At 49.3% G+C, this 18,381-nt stretch carries 15 protein-coding genes; 9 read left to right on the top strand and 6 right to left on the bottom strand.

Features of this window, described 5'->3' with window-relative positions; all coding sequences use genetic code 11:
* Window positions 1–5: 5 nt before the first annotated feature.
* Window positions 6–959 (bottom strand): MoxR family ATPase, encoded by a 954-nt coding sequence (locus tag R3177_RS04010; protein WP_318969750.1) that lies wholly within the window; start codon window positions 957–959, stop codon window positions 6–8.
* Window positions 960–1,170: 211 nt separating this feature from the next.
* On the opposite strand from R3177_RS04010, the gene fadI reads away from it, so the two are divergent.
* The 3 genes from fadI to R3177_RS03995 all read left to right on the top strand — a co-directional run bounded on the left by fadI (window position 1,171) and on the right by R3177_RS03995 (window position 4,912).
* Window positions 1,171–2,481 carry an acetyl-CoA C-acyltransferase FadI gene (fadI, locus tag R3177_RS04005; protein ID WP_318969749.1) on the top strand — a complete coding sequence of 437 codons (1,311 nt, stop codon included), beginning with the start codon at window positions 1,171–1,173 and terminating at the stop codon, window positions 2,479–2,481.
* Window positions 2,481–4,616 (top strand): fatty acid oxidation complex subunit alpha FadJ, encoded by a 2,136-nt coding sequence (gene fadJ, locus R3177_RS04000; RefSeq protein WP_318969748.1) that lies wholly within the window; start codon window positions 2,481–2,483, stop codon window positions 4,614–4,616. Before fadI ends, fadJ begins: the two co-directional genes overlap by 1 nt.
* Window positions 4,617–4,714: 98 nt before the next feature.
* On the top strand, window positions 4,715–4,912 hold the full coding sequence (locus R3177_RS03995; RefSeq protein ID WP_318969747.1) for a hypothetical protein: 198 nt from the start codon (window positions 4,715–4,717) through the stop codon (window positions 4,910–4,912).
* A gap of 28 nt (window positions 4,913–4,940) precedes the next feature.
* On the opposite strand, the gene hdfR is transcribed toward R3177_RS03995, so the two are convergent.
* On the bottom strand, window positions 4,941–5,801 hold the full coding sequence (gene hdfR, locus R3177_RS03990; protein ID WP_318969746.1) for an HTH-type transcriptional regulator HdfR: 861 nt from the start codon (window positions 5,799–5,801) through the stop codon (window positions 4,941–4,943).
* A 129-nt stretch (window positions 5,802–5,930) separates the two neighbouring features.
* Between hdfR and maoP the strand changes: the two genes are divergently transcribed.
* Entirely contained in the window at window positions 5,931–6,278 is a 348-nt protein-coding gene (maoP, locus tag R3177_RS03985) for a DUF413 domain-containing protein (protein WP_318969745.1), read from the top strand.
* A gap of 27 nt (window positions 6,279–6,305) precedes the next feature.
* On the opposite strand, the gene R3177_RS03980 is transcribed toward maoP, so the two are convergent.
* Entirely contained in the window at window positions 6,306–8,546 is a 2,241-nt protein-coding gene (locus R3177_RS03980; protein WP_318969744.1) for a putative bifunctional diguanylate cyclase/phosphodiesterase, read from the bottom strand.
* 67 nt (window positions 8,547–8,613) lie between these two features.
* A complete protein-coding gene (locus R3177_RS03975) occupies window positions 8,614–11,376 on the bottom strand; it encodes an insulinase family protein (RefSeq protein ID WP_318969743.1) in 2,763 nt (920 codons plus the stop codon).
* 205 nt (window positions 11,377–11,581) lie between these two features.
* Here R3177_RS03975 and sixA point away from each other — a divergent pair, with 205 nt between their 5' ends.
* Window positions 11,582–12,070, top strand: a complete 489-nt coding sequence (gene sixA, locus R3177_RS03970; RefSeq protein ID WP_318969742.1) for a phosphohistidine phosphatase SixA — start codon at window positions 11,582–11,584, stop codon at window positions 12,068–12,070.
* A 27-nt stretch (window positions 12,071–12,097) separates the two neighbouring features.
* On the opposite strand, the gene smrB is transcribed toward sixA, so the two are convergent.
* The gene (smrB, locus tag R3177_RS03965; protein ID WP_318969741.1) at window positions 12,098–12,661 is read right to left on the bottom strand and encodes an endonuclease SmrB; all 564 of its coding nucleotides are present in this window, start codon (window positions 12,659–12,661) and stop codon (window positions 12,098–12,100) included.
* Window positions 12,662–12,712: 51 nt separating this feature from the next.
* Between smrB and prmB the strand changes: the two genes are divergently transcribed.
* The 3 genes from prmB to R3177_RS03950 are packed head-to-tail and all read left to right on the top strand — an operon-like array spanning window position 12,713 to window position 15,945.
* Window positions 12,713–13,663 carry a 50S ribosomal protein L3 N(5)-glutamine methyltransferase gene (prmB, locus tag R3177_RS03960; RefSeq protein ID WP_318969740.1) on the top strand — a complete coding sequence of 317 codons (951 nt, stop codon included), beginning with the start codon at window positions 12,713–12,715 and terminating at the stop codon, window positions 13,661–13,663.
* Window positions 13,664–14,764, top strand: coding sequence for a chorismate synthase (aroC, locus tag R3177_RS03955; RefSeq protein WP_318969739.1), 1,101 nt, complete (start codon window positions 13,664–13,666; stop codon window positions 14,762–14,764).
* A 20-nt stretch (window positions 14,765–14,784) separates the two neighbouring features.
* Complete coding sequence (locus R3177_RS03950) at window positions 14,785–15,945, top strand: MFS transporter (RefSeq protein ID WP_318969738.1); 1,161 nt, start codon at window positions 14,785–14,787, stop codon at window positions 15,943–15,945.
* A gap of 174 nt (window positions 15,946–16,119) precedes the next feature.
* Here R3177_RS03950 and R3177_RS03945 read toward each other — a convergent pair whose 3' ends face one another.
* On the bottom strand, window positions 16,120–17,532 hold the full coding sequence (locus R3177_RS03945) for a coniferyl aldehyde dehydrogenase (RefSeq protein WP_318969737.1): 1,413 nt from the start codon (window positions 17,530–17,532) through the stop codon (window positions 16,120–16,122).
* Between the two features lie 193 nt (window positions 17,533–17,725).
* On the opposite strand from R3177_RS03945, the gene R3177_RS03940 reads away from it, so the two are divergent.
* Window positions 17,726–18,381: ATP-NAD kinase family protein (locus R3177_RS03940; RefSeq protein ID WP_318969736.1), on the top strand; the 656-nt coding region annotated here is incomplete at its 3' end.

Genomic DNA, 18,381 nt, shown 5'->3' with positions numbered 1-18,381 from the left:
ATTGCTCAGGGTACCGGCACACAATTCAGGATTTCAGTTAATACGTCATCGGTAGTTACGCCTTCAGCCTCTGCGCTGTAGCTTAATATCAGACGGTGCCGTAATACGTTATGAAACACCGCCTGAATGTCGTCCGGAGTGACAAAATCACGATCTGCCAGCCAGGCTTTGGCCCGGGCACACCGTTCCAGTGCAATAGTTGCCCGCGGGCTGGCACCATAACTGACCCAGGATGCCAGCTTGGCGCTGTACGTGGCACCGTGGCGGGTCGCCATTATCAGCTGCACAATGTAGTCTTCCAGGCTGTCAGCCAGATGCAACTGTAACGTCGCCTGGCGGGCACTGAAAATATCCTGCTGGCTAATAGCTGCCGGCTGCTCCACGGCCTTATGCATCGCTTCGTCACGGGTTAAGCGCAGTATCTGGCGTTCAGTTTCTGCGTTCGGATAACCCACTTTCAGATGGAGCAGAAAGCGGTCAAGCTGTGCTTCTGGTAACGGGTAGGTTCCTTCCTGCTCCAGCGGGTTCTGGGTTGCCATGACCAGGAATAGTTCCGGTAATTTGTAAGTTGTCCGGCCGACCGTAATTTGTTTCTCCGCCATGGCCTCCAGTAGTGCTGACTGCACTTTAGCCGGAGCGCGGTTAATTTCGTCTGCCAGAATAATATGGTGAAACAGCGGGCCGGACTGAAATTCAAATTGACCGGTTTCAGGCCGGTAGATATCTGTTCCGGTTAAATCAGCAGGTAATAAATCCGGCGTAAACTGCACCCGGTGAAATTCTGCTTCCACCCCGTGGGCCAGAGCATTCACGGCGCGGGTTTTTGCCAGCCCGGGTGGCCCCTCCACCAGTAAATGACCATTAGCCAGCAGGGCCAGCAAAATACCTTCAGTCAGCTCAGGTTGGCCCAGCACCTGACTGTCCAGGTAGGTTTTTAAGGTGGAAAATGCATTTACCATAGTGATATACGTCTTTTAGTTTAATATTTTGGTTATTTTCTGCACAGTTAGCGCTAAAAACAGCTAGGCTATGACGTTATAACCTAAATAAGGTTCATTTTGCATTAAAACAAGTGTTTTAATTGGCAGTAACAGTCGTTACAATCAGACTAACTTTACAGGTCAGACCTGTTTTGCTTTGACTGTTTCGATTTAAATAAAGAGGAATGCCATGTCAGCGCCCATTAAACTTCATACCCACAGCGGTGATCGGATTGCGATTGTCTCAGGGTTGCGTACACCTTTTGCAAAACAAGCTACTGAGTTGCACGGCGTATCGGCGCTCGACCTCGCTAAGCTGGTCGTTAACGAAATGCTGATCCGCAGCGAGCTTGATGTCAGCCTTGTCCAGCAAGTGGTGTACGGCCAGGTTGTGCAGATGCCTGAGGCACCAAACATTGCCAGGGAAATTGTGCTGGGTACCGGTATGAGTGTCCATACCGATGCTTACAGTGTGACGCGAGCCTGTGCGACCAGCTTTCAGTCAGTGGCCAGTGTCGCTGAGTCTATGCTGACCGGAACCATTGAAATTGCCATTGCCGGTGGAGCGGATTCCAGCTCAGTGCTGCCTATCGGGGTCAGTAAAAAACTGGCCAGAGCCTTGGTTGATATGAATAAAGCAAAAACCTTTGGCCAGAAAATCAGTATTTTACGACGGTTAGGTTTGAAAGATCTGATGCCGGTGCCTCCAGCAGTCGCGGAATACAGCACTGGTCTGTCAATGGGCGACACGGCAGAGCAGATGGCTAAAACCCATGGTATCAGCCGGGCTGCTCAGGATGAAATGGCTCATCGCTCACACACACTGGCAGCGAAAGCATGGCAAAATGGTTTAATGGCTAATGAAGTAATGACAGCCCACGTAGAACCCTACAATAAATTTCTGGATATCGATAACAATATCCGGATGGATTCAAAGCTTGAGTCCTATGCCAAATTGCGGCCGGTATTTGACCGCACTCACGGTACCGTAACGGCAGCAACCAGCACCCCACTGACGGATGGCGCCTCGGCGGTTCTGATGATGACAGAAAGCCGGGCAAAAGCGCTGGGCTATAAACCATTAGGTTATATCCGCAGTTATGCATTTTCTGCGATTGGCGTACAGGAAGATATGTTGATGGGCCCCTCCTATGCCACGCCGGTAGCGCTGGACAGGGCCGGAATGAAGTTAAGCGATCTTACCCTGATTGAAATGCACGAGGCCTTTGCTGCCCAGGCATTGGCTAACGTAAAAATGTTTGGCAGTAAGAAATTTGCTGAAGAAAAACTGGGTCGCAGTTCCGCGATTGGCGAAATTGATATGGATAAGTTCAATGTCAACGGCGGTTCACTGGCTTATGGCCATCCGTTTGCTGCCACCGGCACCCGTTTAATTGTGCAGACGCTCAATGAATTGCAGCGCCGTGGTGGTGGTGTCGGATTAACGACGGCCTGTGCGGCTGGTGGTTTGGGTGCTGCGATGATTTTGGAGACTGAATAATGACTAAACAACCGAACAGTTTCAGCCTGAATATACGGGATGATCAGGTAGCCGTTATCACGATGGATATTCCAGGTGAAAGCATGAATGTCCTGAAAGCGTCTTTTGCTGATGAAATTGACGACATTTTAAACACTATTCAAAAAAACAGCGGGATCAAAGGTGTGGTATTTATCAGTGGTAAAAAGGACTCCTTTATTGCCGGTGCCGACATCTCAATGCTTGATAACTGCGACACCGCCGGGCAGGCTGAAGATATTGCCCGGATGGGCCAGCAAATGTTTGATCGGCTGGAACAAATGAAAATACCGGTTGTTGCCGCGATTAATGGTCCTTGTCTGGGAGGGGGGCTTGAACTGGCGATGGCGTGTCATGCCCGGGTTGCCACTGATTCAGAAAAAACGGTGCTCGGCCTGCCGGAAGTACAGTTGGGCTTGTTACCTGGCAGCGGCGGCACCCAGCGGTTACCTCGGCTGGTTGGCGTTCAGAAAGCGCTGGACATGATGCTGACAGGTAAACAGTTACGCGCAGCGCAGGCGAAAAAAGCCGGTCTTATAGACGAAGTTGTGCCGGCAACGATTTTGCTGGACGCGGCGGTAAAACGGGCACTCCGGGGAAAGAGCCAACCGGCCGTCAAAAAGAAGGGTTTTCTGGCGAAGTTACTGGAAAACACCAGTCCCGGACGAAATTTAGTTTTCTCTCAGGCTCTGAAACAGACCCTGAAGAAAACTCAGGGTAATTATCCTGCTCCAATAAGAATTATTGACGTTGTCCGAAAAGGGCAGGACAGTGGCTATGCCGCAGGTCTTGCTGCGGAAGCAACCGCTTTTGGTCAGTTATGTATGACTGACGAATCGGCGGCGCTGCGCAGTTTGTTTTTTGCGACCACCCAGATGAAGAAGGAAACCGGTGCCGGCGACACTCAGCCACACAAAGTGCGAAAGGTAGCGGTACTGGGAGGTGGTCTGATGGGGGGCGGTATTGCTAATGTCAGCAGCACCAAGGCCGGGGTGCCGGTACGCATTAAGGATATTAATGAGCAGGGCATTAGTAACGCGCTGAAATACAGTTACGATTTATTACTGAAGAAATTTAAGCGCCGTTTTATCAGCAAAGCCGACATGCAAAAGCAGTTACTACTGTTAACCGGCAGCACAGATTACAGCGGTTTTCATGATGTTGATCTGGTAATTGAAGCAGTATTTGAAGATTTAGCGTTAAAACAGCAGATGGTCGAAGATATTGAGCAGCACTGTGCAGAACATACAATTTTCGCCAGCAACACCAGCTCGTTGCCGATAAGTCAGATCGCTGCTAAGGCTAAGCGGCCGGAAAATGTGATTGGTCTGCATTACTTTTCTCCGGTCGATAAAATGCCCCTGGTCGAGGTGATTGCCCATGACCGGACGTCAGCAAAAACTATTGCTACCACCGTCGCGTTTGCCCGCAAACAGGGTAAAACTCCCATTGTGGTGAAAGATGGTGCCGGTTTTTATGTTAACCGTATTCTGGCGCTGTATATGAACGAAGCCGCTAACCTGCTGCTGGCAGGTGAACCGGTGGAAAAAATTGACAAGGCACTGGTAAAGTTCGGTTTTCCGGTTGGGCCAATAACCCTGTTGGATGAGGTGGGCATTGATGTGGGTGCGAAAATATCGCCCATTCTGACTGAGCAGTTAGGTGAGCGCTTCGCTGCACCGCCGGCGTTTGATACCTTGCTGGCAGATGGCCGTAAAGGCAAAAAGTCAGCAAAAGGGTTTTATCTGTACGGCAATAAAGCAAAAAAAGGCTCGAAAACGGTCGACATCAGTGTGTATAAGGTGCTGGGTGTCACTCCTGAAAGTAAGCTTAGCAGTGAGGCAATTGCCAGGCGCTGCACTGTCCAGATGTTAAATGAAGCTGTACGTTGTCTGGATGAAGGGGTAATAGCATCAGCCCGGGATGGTGACATTGGTGCTATTTTCGGTATCGGTTTCCCGCCGTTTCTTGGTGGTCCGTTCCGGTATATCGATACGCTTGGGGTAACGAATCTGGTGGCGAGTTTACGTGAGTTTGAAGCCGAGCACGGTGAGCGGTTTGCCCCATGCCCCCTTTTATTAACCATGGCCGAGCAAAACAGCCGGTTTTACGATTAGAATTTGCAAAGATTCAATAAAAGCTTAACAGCGGGTACGTGCAGCAGACGGTATAATAACCGCCTGCTGCAGTGCTGTATTGATTAAGGAAATTTTTTGTGTTTTTAGTACCTGTTGTCTGGTTGGCCGTTGCGCTTGGGGTTTATATTGCAGCACTACGAAGTGGCATGCAGGCCTTACAATGGGCGCTTGCGGCACTGTTTACCGGGCCATTCTTGTTACCGTTATTCAGTAGCCATAAACGATTGTTGTTGTGTAAGGCCCGGGGCAAAAACAGCAGTTTGTTCCGCCCTTAAAGCGCAGTAAGCGTTAAAGAAAGCTATGCTAAGCCGCCAGGCTGTTTATATGTTGGCGCAACTGACTGATGATCTGCTGCAGTAATCGCTCATTAGTCGCCTGATGCAACGTGGCGGCAAAGAGTTCTCTGCTCATCTGTGGCGCATCCTGCACTTTTCTGAGGCGGTTGCTTTGTAATAGCGGCTGCACCATCACTTGTGGTAAGTAAGCTGTTGCAGGGCTTCGCAGCAGCATCTCCAGGGCAATTTTAGCGCTACCGGTACGCAGAAAGGGCGGCGGCATATCAGCAAAATGTTTGGCATGCTGAATGTCAAACGAGGTTCCCCAGTCAACCAGAATATAATGTTGAGCCATTGCGGTGTCCGTTGTGGTATCCGGACTGCTGGTCACTGCAATCAGTTTAATATCATCCAGTTTTTCAACCTGTATTTCGTCAACCTTGGGTGGGTCAAACACCACCGCCAGATCCAGATTACGCTCCAGCAACAATCTGCTGATTTGCTCTCTGCCAAGCGACTCAGCGCGCCAGGCCAGTTGAGGATATTGTTGCTGCACCTGAATAAAACCCGCTAACAGAAAGCTGTCCCAGACATTGGCTGTTGCTGCCAGCGAAAGCTGCTGTGCTTGCTTATTGCTAAGCGCCACCTCTTGCTTGGCCCGTTGTAAGGCTGTCAGCATCGCCTGAGCATGCGGCAACAATCGGTCTCCGGCAGCGGTAAGTTGAATATTGTTTCGATAGCGACTAAATAAGTTAACCCCAAGCTGCTGCTCTAACTGACGAATGCGAAAACTGACAGCAGATTGAGTTAAATACAGGTTTTCAGCAGCTTTGCCAAAATGGCGGGTTCGCTGCACTTCCAGAAAGGTTTTTAGCAGTTCAGTATCCAAGGGGTAGCCTTAAATTTATTTATCGTGTCAATAAAAAATATTTGTTTTACGACTGGAATTTTGTTAACCATACTCCGCACAGTTTAAACAGGCTGGCTTTATATTCAACGACATTAGAGGAAAAAAGTGATGCAGCAAAGTTTTGTCGCTAATCGTCGCTTTTTCGATGACCGCAATTTCCCTCGTGGTTTTACGCGGTCCGGGCGCTTTACCCTGGCAGAAGGTAATCTGCTGGAAAAACATGGTTTCGCGATGCAGCAGTTAGAGCAAGGAGAGCGCGAGCCGGTAAATGAGGAAGAACAACGCTTCGTTCTGGTTTGCCGTGGAGAGGCTGAAGCAAGCACTGCCTTTGAAAAAACCTGGGTTAAATACAAACAGCGCCTGAATGAAAAACGCAAGTTCCACACTGTTTTTGGTAAAAAACGGATAGCTGACGGCGCCGACGATTTTTCTTACGTCGAGACCGACAGCGATTAAAGCCCTGCGGGGCTTTTTTTACAGCGGTTACCCGGGTATTGCACTAAGCCGGGCCCGCTGTTTCTGCTCGGACAAAAAAGTAGCAAAGTCTGCAGCAGAAAGAGGCTTACTGTAATAAAATCCCTGAATGGTTTCGCAGCGTAACTTGCGCAGCATGTCCAGCTGATCTTTTGTTTCAACCCCTTCTGCAACTACATTTAAACTTAAATTATGAGCAATGGTAACAATGGTATCTACCATATTTCTGCCGCGGGCATTATCCATGTCATCAATAAAAGCTTTGTCTATTTTCAGGGTATTCAGCGGAAATTGTTTCAGATAGGCCAGTGACGAGTAGCCGGTACCAAAATCATCCATTGCCAGATGAATGCCCCGTGCCCGTAGCTTTTTCATGGTATCTATTGCCAGTTTAGGCGACTGCATTACCGTGCCTTCGGTGATTTCAAGTTCCAGATGGTATGACGGCAGTTCGCATTGTTCCAGCACATCATCGATTTGCTGACACAGATTGGGTAGCATAAACTGCTTAGCCGACAGATTTACCGCAACCCGTCCCTGAAATAAACCCAATGCCAGCCATTTTTTAACGTCTTCACAGGCTTTTCGCAGTACCACAGCACCGATTTCGACAATTTGTCCTGTTTCCTCGGCTACCGGTATAAAACTGGCCGGGCTAACCAGGCCTCCTTTTGGCGTAATAAATCTGACCAGTGCTTCCATGCCCACCACATTCCCGGTCAGAATGTCCATTTTGGGCTGGTAGTAGACAGTAAAGTAGTCTTCTTTTAAGCCATAACGGATTAAGTTTTCAACCTGCAGGCGTTTCACCGCTTGCTTGTTCATACTGTCATTGAAAAACAAATAGCGGTTTGCGCCGTCATTTTTGGCATGATACATCGCAGTATCGGCATTGCGCAGTAATGCCTGTGGATCATTGCCGTCATCAGGGAACAATACAATGCCGATACTGCTGGTGACCGCTAATTCGTGCTGGCTGATAAAAAATGGCCGGTTAATTTGTTCCAGCAACCCCTTTGCCATCGAGGTAATGGTATGAATATCGTTGGTATCGTTTAGCAATACCGCGAATTCATCACCACCGAGCCGGTACAATTTATTCTGGTAACGAGGATCGGTATGTAATCGCTGCGCAAGTTTACAAAGCAGGGTATCGCCAAGTTCATGACCCAGGGAGTCATTTATCTTCTTGAAATTGTCCAGATCAAATACCAGTAACGCATGCACCGCATCAACGGTAACCAGACTGGCCAGTTTCGACATAAATACTGCCCGGTTCGGTAAGCCGGTAAGAGTGTCATTATTTGCCAGCCGGCTTAATTCTGCTTCGCGTAGCTTGCGGTCAGTAATATCTGATAACACACCGACATATTGCAGTGGATTGCCTTCTTCATCTTTGATCACATCAAAGGTTAATTCGGCCTGATAAATTTCGCCATTATCTTTTTGCTCCCTGATTTCACCGCTCCAACGGCCATGCTTTGCCAGTTGCAACTGAATGTCCTGCATAAAGCGGCTGGGATATAAAGATAATTCAAACCGGCTGTTGACCACTTCTGCACGATTTTTACCTGTGATACTGCTAAACGCCGGGTTAACCTCAATGATAGTGAACTGAGTATCACATACCAGCACTGCATCGGAGATATTTTCCAGGCAGCGGGCAAATAATTGCATTCTGCCTTCTGCTTCTTTGAGCTGGTGAATATTTTTCAGCGTACCAGTCATCCGGCTAGGTGTGCCATTAGTGGCATAAGCAACCACTTTACCGCGGTCGAGCACCCAGATGTAATGTCCTTCAGCTGTCTGCAGCCGGTAGGTTGCTTCAAAAAAAGCACTACCACCATTTAAATGTTCATTCAGCAGGTTTATAACCCGGGTTAAATCCTGTGGATGGATTTGTTGCTTATTGGGGGGGAAATCTCGTGTTTCTGGTTTTAACGCAACCGGTTTTAACCATGAACTGGAGCGGTACAATTCTCCTGTTAAAATACGCCAGTCCCACAGCTCATCACCGCTGCCCCATAACGACAGTCGCAGACGCTCTTCACTTTTGGCCAGCCGTTTATGATAGCGCCGCATTTTGACAATGCTGGCATGAGCAAGCAAAAGTGCAGCACAAGCAAAGAACAGCACAGCGGAAAAGATATAAGGCTGCGCGCTGTCCCAGCTAAGCGCAGAGAGTCCGGAAGGAAAAACCGCGAGCAGTATCCAGGACGTTTTTAAGTAAGCGAAACGACGTATACCCACAAATTACAACATTTTTATTGTTATTCTGCCTAAGTTAACCAAGTTTGGGAAAAGTGTCAAAATCAATTTACTTGTCCGCTACTAACCGGCGCAATTGAGCAGATGTCATATTTTTTATATGGTTAAATTTATCATTTTCGCCAGTGGCCAGAAGTAACATATCGTGATCCGCGGCCAGCAAGTCTTGCAGCAATCCAGTAAAATGCTGTTTGCTCAGTTGCAAAAGGGCACCGATTATTCTGCCGGTCAGATCAAATTCTGTGTCTTCCTGGCCTAATGCCAGCCATAGTCGCTTCGCCCTTGACCCCAGACTGGTATCCCGCTCAGAAAGCTGCGCTATCAGCCCTTGTTTATGCTCTGCAAACAGGTCCTCTGGCATTTGCTCAATCTGTTGTAAAAATCCCCGGAAGAAATCAACTGTTGCCTGGTAGAGCGCCGTGCATTCAAAGTTCGGCGACTGAATATAAAAAGCAATGCCTGGCAGCATATTAATAGGAACATAACCTGTCCCCACCAGATACCCCATTTGTCGCTCTGTGCGCAGTTGATGAAAATAGTGGGGTGACATCAGATGATTTGCCAGCATAAACAACGCCATTTGTTCTGCAGTTGTCTGATCTGCAGCCAGGTATGCCACTAACGCGTGATCAGTGCTGTCAGTATCGGTATTTAACCAGATTGGACCTGTACCTTTAATCGTATATGTAGGCGCAGAAATTTTGCTGCCAGGTGTGGTGTATTGTGCTTGCCATTGCTTAAGCATAGCTTGCAGTGAACTGGCATTGTGCTTGGTCCAGTTACCCACCAGCAGCGCCTCCAGGTGTACCTTTTCGAGCAATTGTGCTGAAAACTGACAGAATTGCTGAAAATTCAATTGCTGCAGTTGCTCGATAAGCACTTCAATTTCCGGATTAAGCGGCTGCAGTATGGCGGATAACTGGCTGAATAACCGGGCTACAGGTTTACTTTTGCTGCTGTTAGCCCAGTGCCGGCAAAGTTGCTGCTTAATTTCATTAAAGCGCAGTTCAGAGAAAGCTGCCTGATTAATCTGCAGCAGGATGTGTTGCAATAATGGGATCTGGTTTGCGGCCAGGCCTGAGGTATGGATGCTTATTCCCTGTTTCTGAACATGCAGGTTATAACTTAACCCGGCATTGGTAGCCATATAAAACTGCTGATTAATATGATCCTGAAACAACTCCAGCCAAAGCCTGCTGGTTGCCAGTTGCCGGTTATCAGCAATCGTCTGCGGTAAACTAAGTTGCAGAAAAATATGCCCTTTAGGGGTATTAAACTCAGTATCCGCTTTATACCAGATACTCAGATAAGGGCTGTGATAAAGCTGCTCTGGCACCGTCATATGCTGATCTTTATCCAGCAGGCTGACCTGTTCAGTTAAATAAGGATTACTGCCCGGCAGAGTGATTTCAGCAACCGGGCCGGTATCTCTGAGGGTCTGAAGTAACGCATCACTTAACCTGGTAACGGAGTAGGGGGTATTGTACCATTTTGCTTCTGTCAGCACTGGCACGTCAGGGGCTATCAGCATCAGCCTCATGTTCTCTGGTCTGAACCAGCTGAGCAATTGCTGATAAACGGATTCGGGCGGTAATTCCATCCGGTAGTCGCCAAAAATAGTATCCTCAATTGGATAATGCTGCAGATTAACCGACAGCTGACTGGCGGTTTGCAAGGCGTCAGCGGGCTCCTGATAGATAAACGACCAATGCAGCAGTTTTTGTCGCTCGATATAGAGTTGCTCTGGCAGCGGTTGCTGCTTAATTCTGGCCAGCGCACTGTAAAGCGCCTTCAGGACTGCCTCGGTGTTCATGCGGCCAGCACGGGTTAATTCAAATGACACAGTGAAATCTTTGTAGTTACTGCCATCAATACCGCCGCCGGCACTCAGCTGATTAACCAGTCCGGCATTTTTCAGATAGCTGAGTAAAGATCCCTCGCTTTCATCACCTAACAGTGAAGCCAGAAAACTGACGATTTTATGCCGGTACCATGGCTGTATGTCAGGCAGGGCAAAACTGGCCACCAGCCGGTCAGAGTCTTTATGGGGTTTGATATTTAATAAAACGGCCTGATGTTCCGGTAAATAAAGGGGTACTGCCAACGGTGCTTTTGCCGGTAAAGCACAGGGAAGTCCGGCAAAGTATTGTTTTACCCATTGCGTCATTGTACTCAGATCATTGTTTGCTACTAAGCACAAACTCATCCGGCTGGCACTGTATTGCTGCAGAAAAAATTGCAGTAATGCATTGCGCAGCGTTTGCGGTGGCTTATCATTGAGCGTGTTAAGATTACCGACAGAGAATTTCGCAAATGGATGTGCCGGATTAATGGTTTCTTTATGTACCTGATAAATCCGCCGGCTGTCATCTTTCAATTTTAACGAGTATTCTGCTTCGATGGCGTGGCGTTCTTTTTCGACATAAGCGGCAGTAAACAATGGCCGGCAAAACATGTCGGCAAAGCGGGCAATCGCCTGGCGGAACTGCGGGGGATCGATGTCAAAATAAAAATGGCTATGCTCTGTACCGGTCCAGGCGTTATGACTGCCGCCATACTGACTGATAAATTGCTGATACTCACCCGGATCCGGATAGTTTTCTGAACCCAGAAACAGCATATGTTCGAGAAAGTGCGCCATCCCCTGATAATCAGCAGGATCATCAAAATGGCCAACATTGACAGTGAGCGCTGCTGCACTTTTCTCTGCACTGCTGTCTTTCACCAATAACACGGTAAGACCATTGTCGAGTGTCAGGTGTTGATAGGCTCTGTTATCGTTTGGGCTTTGCTTTATATGTACTTTTTCCAAGAATTATCCTATTTCGGTATGGCAGTACTGCAAGATGGCCGATTTTTGATAGCATTTAGTAATAAACAGGTTCTATGTTATGCGTTAATAGCAGTTACGCTTGCGCCAGAGTTTCTTTATCATAGCGCACAATTTTTGCCCAGCGTATGCTTTTTAACAGTGGCAAATAAAAACCCAATGATGAAGTAGTACGGTATCAATAAAAATGGTTAACATTGTTATTATGCGCCATGGTGAAGCAGAGCCGCTGATTAAGCAAGACAGTCAGCGTCAACTGACCAGCAGAGGCAAGCGGGAAGCGCTGCAAATGGCACAATGGCTGCAAAGTTGCTATAACGGCTTTACCGATGTCTGGGTCAGCCCCTATCTGCGAGCAACTCAGACGGCAGATATTATGCTGGCCGGGCAAGGCTCGGATTGTCAGTTGCTGCTACAATCTGAGTTAGTGCCTGATGGTAACCCGTTAATAGTGCATAACTTGATTGATGCAAAGTTAGCCGCACAGCCTGAAGCCAGAATTTTACTGGTGTCACATATGCCATTGGTCAGTTTTCTGGTCGAAACTCTGACCCAGCCGGGGCAAACCCCGGTTTTCAGTACCGCCTCCCTGTATTGTATTGATTATCAGCCGGCCAGGAGTGGTCATTTAATGGAGAAAGTGGCACCGCAGGGAATGGCATTAATGACTTCTTAAGGCGTTAATGCCTGTTTTGCAGCGGAACTAGCGCCTTAACTCAGGCCCAGGCTGATTAATTTTCAGTAGCAGCAATAAAGCGCCATGCTTACCCCAGTCTTTCGGGGCAGTGTGAAAGGCCCGAACATCAGGATGCTGAATCAGCCAGTTTGGTACCTTTCGGGCCAGAATGCCCAGGCCTTTACCATGTACTACACAGGCGCAGTTAAACTGCTGTCGTTTACAGTAAGCCAATAGCCCGGCCAGTTCGGTTTTAGCCTGGCGCTGAGTTAAGCCATGTAAATCAAGTACCACCTGTGGCTGAAACTCCGAGCGTTTTAAGCGCCCCGCCAACCGCGGGTCATCGCCTGGCTGAACATAAGACAGCGAACCACCATCACTGATAAAACCTTCATAATCATCAGAGAAATAAAACAGATCCGGCTCGTGCTGCGGCATATTAACGGCAGGCCGGGTTTTCAGCTTGCGGCCATTACTGGCAGGGGCTATCTTGTCTTGTAATAATGGCCGGGCGCCGCTAACAGACTGACGGAACAGCTCACTGTCTTCGGTAGATAAATGAGGGGGGTGAGAAAGCTTCTTTCGTTGCATCGCGCAAGTCTATACAATCTGCTCATTTTTTACAAAGAGCGAATATTTAATATGGCCGATTATACACCGATACTTTCAGAAACTGATATCAGTGAAGCGCTTGATGCGTTAGTCAGCGTCCACGACTGGTTGCGTTTTGCAGTCAGTCGCTTTAATGAAGCCGGCGTATACTTTGGCCATGGTACCGACAACCCCTGGGACGAAGCCGCTTCGCTACTAGCGCATTGTTTATTTTTGCCACCGCTCACTGATGATAAATTACTAAGCGTCCGGCTTACCCGGCCAGAGCGGCGGGCATTTATCGACTTGCTGGTGCAGCGGATTGAGCTGCGGATCCCTGCTGCCTATCTAACCCATCAGGCCTATTTCTGTCAGTTGCCGTTTTATGTCGACCAGCGGGTGCTGGTGCCACGTTCACCAATCGCTGAGCTGATAAATGAAAAATTCAGCCGGTTTGCATTTAAGGCACCACCAGAGCGGATCCTCGATTTGTGCACCGGCTCTGGCTGTATTGCTATTGCCTGTGCATATGCGTTTCCGGATGCTCAGGTAGACGCCGTTGATATCAGCCCGGAAGCTTTAGCTGTGGCAGATATCAATATTAATGAGCATGGTTTACTGGATAGGGTTTACCCAATATTATCAGATGGTTACGATGCACTAAGCGGTCAGCAGTATGATCTTATTGTTACCAATCCGCCTTATGTTGACGCTGAGGATATGGCAGATTTGCCGGATGAGTACCGGCATGAACCTGAACTCGGGCTGGCCTCCGGCCATGACGGGCTGCAGCTAACCCGGCGTATTCTGGCACAGGCAGCTGCTCATTTAACCGAGCAGGGTTTTTTAATTTGTGAAGTAGGCAATAGTATGGTTGAATTGCAGGATAGGTATCCAGACGTCCATTTCAACTGGCTTGAATTTACTGCCGGTGGCCATGGTGTCTTTGCACTGAGTAAAGCTCAGCTCGTCGCCTACCAACACTTGTTCGAGGAGAGCTAAATGGCCGGTAACAGCATTGGTCAGTTGTTTAAAGTCACCACTTTTGGTGAAAGTCATGGCCCGGCTATTGGAGGTATTGTCGATGGCTGCCCGCCGGGCATGCATTTAACCGCAGACGACTTGCAACAGGATTTAGACCGTCGTAAGCCTGGTACGTCGCGTTATACCACGGCGAGGCGGGAAGATGATCAGGTTAAAATTCTCTCAGGCGTGTTTGAGAACACCACAACCGGTGCCAGTATCGGCTTATTAATTGAAAATACTGATCAGCGCTCCGGAGACTACACCACTATCAAAGATTTATTCCGACCGGGGCATGCCGATTATACCTACTGGCATAAATTCGGTATCCGGGACTATCGTGGTGGTGGTCGCTCATCAGCCCGGGAAACGGCAGTAAGGGTTGCCGCTGGCGCCATTGCTAAAAAATACCTGAAGCAGCACTGCGGTATTGAAATTCGCGGCTATTTGGCGCAATTAGGGCCGGTAAAAGCAGAAAAGCTGCAGTGGGATGAAATCGCAAATAATCCGTTTTTCTGCCCGGACCCTGACAAGATTCCGGCGCTGGATGAGTATATGCGTCAGCTTAAAAAAGACGGTGACTCGGTGGGTGCCAGGGTAAATGTGCTGGCAACAGGAGTACCTGTTGGTCTCGGAGAGCCGGTGTTTGACCGGCTGGATGCTGATATTGCCCACGCCATGATGAGTATCAATGCAGTTAAAGCTGTGGAAATTGGTGATGGCTTTGCGGTCGTCGAGCAGCGCGGTTCAACCGGTCGTGATGAATTAACGCCAGCCGGGTTTACCGCTAATCACGCCGGGGGGACCCTCGGCGGAATTTCGTCCGGACAGGATATTAAAGTCAGTATCGCATTAAAGCCCACGTCCAGTATCAGTATTGCGGGTAAAAGTATTAATGTGAATGGCGAGGTAGTTGATATCGTCACTAAAGGCCGGCACGACCCCTGTGTCGGGATCAGGGCTGTGCCGATTGCTGAGGCTATGCTGGCTATTGTATTAATGGACCATCTGCTGCGCCACCGGGCGCAAAACACCGGAGTAAGCGTCAGCACGCCGGATATTGCCAGCGCAAAGCGCTAACTTAACGACGCTCAGAATTTATGCCTTTTTTAACCGCCAGGCCAGCGTTAGCGCTGGCTTATTTTACTTATTTCGGGGTGCTGGGCATTTTTGTGCCTTACCTGGGCCTGTTTCTGGATGGTCGCGGTTTTGATTCGCGCCAGATAGGGCTGCTGCTGGCAAGCGTAACCGCCACCCGAATTATCGGGCCGGCTATCTGGGCCAGTTTAGCCGAGCGCAGCAATAAACCGCTGGCGGTGATGCAGCTTGGCGCTGTGCTGGCCTGTATTGGCTGGCTTGGCAGCTTTATTGATGGTGGTTTTGGCCTGTTACTGGCATCCCTGGCGTTGTTCAGCTTTTTCTGGACTGCAATTTTACCGCAACTGGAAGTCTCGGCTTTTCTGTTTCTGAACAATAATACGGAGCAATACAGCCGGATCCGCTCTGCAGGCAGTATTGGCTATATTGTACTGGTTATGCTCGGTGGCTGGTTTTATCAGTGGTATGGCAGTGAGTTTATGCCAGCTACAGCATTGGCGTTTTTGCTGTTGTTAGTGTTTTGTCTGTTTAATTTACCCACGCTCGAACCGGACTATGATGCCACAGCGGCAAGCTTATCTTACCGGCAACTGCTAAAACACCGGACACTATGGATTTTTATGGGCGCGGCGCTGCTGATGCAAATCAGCTTTGCGCCTTTTTACGGCTTTTTTACGCTTTACAGCCGTGATTTGGGCTACAGCGGCAGTCAGACTGGGTTGCTGATAAGTCTGGCCGTAGCGGCTGAAATCGTGGCGTTTTACTTTGCCGGGCGCATTATGCATAACCGCAGTTATCGCACTTTGTTGGGTATATGCTACGGCTTAACCGCCATTCGCTGGTTAATGGTGGCGCTGCTGGCGCACTCTGTCTGGTGGCTGGCGCTGAGTATGTTGCTGCATGCCGGCAGTTTTGCCCTTGCTCATAGCTGCGCCATGCAGTTTATTCAGCAGGTATTTCCCAAAGCCCAGCGCGGCCGTGGCCAGGCGATTTACGCCGGGCTTATTTTTGGCGGTGGCGGGGCTATTGGCGCTTATCTGGCCGGGCTAAGCTGGCAAAATGGTGCTGGTGCGGCGCAAACCTTTATTTTCGCTGCCGGCTTTGCTCTGCTGGCCTGCCTGCTGGTGTTAACCCTGCCGAAGAAAATAGCGAATATAGAATAAAAGTTGTTATGTACTAAGGCTTACTCAGACACCAACACAGGGTGTCTGGTGTACTTTCGTAACAGCAGCATGGATGCTGCGCAGGCTGAAGGGGCACAGGAACGTGATCCTTGAAGCCGGTGACGCAAGTAATCCAGCTACCCTGCGCTGTAGTTCTTTTGCCATACCTGATATTCAACGGGTTAACCAGCTAAGTATCGCTTTAAACACTTTGCGGTTAAATGGCGGATAAATAAACCGGCCACTGTTAAACCAGCCTTTCTGATGAATGGCTTTCTGATGGGAAAACCGCAGAAAACCCTCTTTGCCATGGTAGTTGCCTAAACCCGACGGGCCAATGCCACCAAAAGGCAGGTCGTCCTGAGCCACATGAACCAGGGTGTCATTAATACAGACCCCGCCGACATGTGTTTGTCTGAGCACCTGTTGCTGGGTGTTCTTATCATTACTCATTAAATACAGCGCCAACGGCCTTGGCCGCTGCTGAATATAGTGCAGCGCTTCATCTATGCTGTTGTAGGTAATGAGTGGCAGTAACGGGCCGAATATTTCCTGCTCCATTAAGTTGCTGTTATCATCTGCACCAATTATTAACTGCAGCGCCAGCCGCCGCTCACTGTTGGCTGTGGCCACGTTGTTATTGCCACTGTTATCGCCACAATTAATTATCCGGGCACCGCTGCGGCGGGCTTGCTCCAGCATGGTCATCAGCCGCTGGTACTGGGCGGTATTTATGATTGCGCTGTAATCCGGGTTAGTAGCAAAGTCGGGATAAAATTCTGTAAACCCCCGGCTAAGCTCAGAAATCAGCTGCTCCAATTTATCAGCAGGCACCAGTACGTAGTCAGGTGCTACGCAGGTCTGACCGGCATTGGCGGTTTTACCGAACAGTAGCCGTTTAGCAATTTGTGTAACATCAGCATCATGCGCGATAACAACCGGGCTTTTGCCCCCCAGCTCTAACGTTACCGGGGTCAGGTTTGCTGCAGCAGCCTGCATCACTTTGCGCCCGACTGCCGTTGAGCCGGTAAATAACAAATGGTCGAAGGGCAGGCGCGAGAACTCAGCAGCAATGTCAGCATCGCCTTCAATGACAACGGCATCCGCTGCCAGCGCCTGCTGGCATATGGCGGTTAATACCTTATTCGTAGCGGGCGTATACTCTGATAGTTTCAGCATGGCTTTATTACCGGCGGCAATCGCTGCCATTAACGGGCCAGTTGCCAGGTAAATGGGGTAGTTCCACGGGACAATAATGCCAACGACACCCAGCGGCTGGACCATTACCCGGTTGCTGGCGGGCATAAAACTGTAGTGGACATGTCGTTTTTCTGGTTTAAGCCAGTGTTTTAACTGCTTTAGGTGATAATCAATCCCGCTTAGTGACGGCATAATTTCAAGTAAACGGGTTTCGTCACTGCTGCGATAACCAAAATCCTGACTTACCGCATTGCATAATGCGTCACTCTGCTCAGAAATAGCCTGACGCAAGGCGTTTAGTTGTTGCCGGCGCTGGTGATAATCGGGATAAGGGCGCTGGCTGTAAGCCTGTTTTAGTTGCTCAAATTGCAGCTGAAGTGCTGACATTTACTTCCCTTAATTTTGTGGTCAAAGTCTGGCTGTACTCTAAACCAGGCTGGCCAGTGCGGCAAGCATGCTGCATGTTACAACGTGATTCAACGGCCTACCGCCTGTTCATACCGGCAATACTGGGCAAGGACGCAGGAAGTCGCTACAATGCGCGCCATTAGCAGACAGGCATCCGGATATAACTGAACCTATGATAAATCCATTTCGCTTAGGGCTTATTATTAATCCACTGGCGGGCCTTGGGGGCAGTGTTGCGCTTAAAGGCAGTGATGGTATGGCCGCAGAAGCGCTGGCGTTGGGAGCAATACCAATGGCTGGCGAGCGTGCCAGCGTAGCATTGAGCCAGTTGCTTGATTTAAAAGATCAGTTTCAGGTAATCACCGTCGAAGGTGACATGGGGGCTGAGCTGTGTCAGCAATTAGGGCTGAATTATCAGGTGTGTTACGCGCCGGCTGCATACCCCACTGTCGCAGCCGATACCGAACAGGCTGCGCAGGCCATTGCCGCGCAAGGAGTCGACCTGTTGTTGTTTGCCGGCGGTGACGGGACCGCGCGTAACCTCTGTAGTGTCATCGATAAGGCGACTACCGTGCTGGGTATTCCGGCAGGCTGCAAAATTCACTCCGGCGTTTATGCTATCTCGCCGACGGCTGCCGGCAAACTGGTGCAGCGGCTCATTAGCGGTCAGTTAGTCACGTTGGCTGAAGCACCGGTAATGGACATTGACGAAACGGCTTTTCGCAGTGGTGTGGTCAAAGCCCGCCGCTACGGTGAGATGCGTATTCCGGCAGAGCTTCGGTTTGTGCAGAGTGTAAAAGCGGCAGGCAAAGAATCTGAAGAGCTGGT

Origin of the sequence: Arsukibacterium sp. (genome assembly GCF_033722355.1) — a bacterium.
GTDB lineage: Bacteria > Pseudomonadota > Gammaproteobacteria > Enterobacterales > Alteromonadaceae > Alishewanella.
Note: the sequence above shows the minus strand (reverse complement) of the source record. Positions and strands in the feature narration are given on the sequence as shown.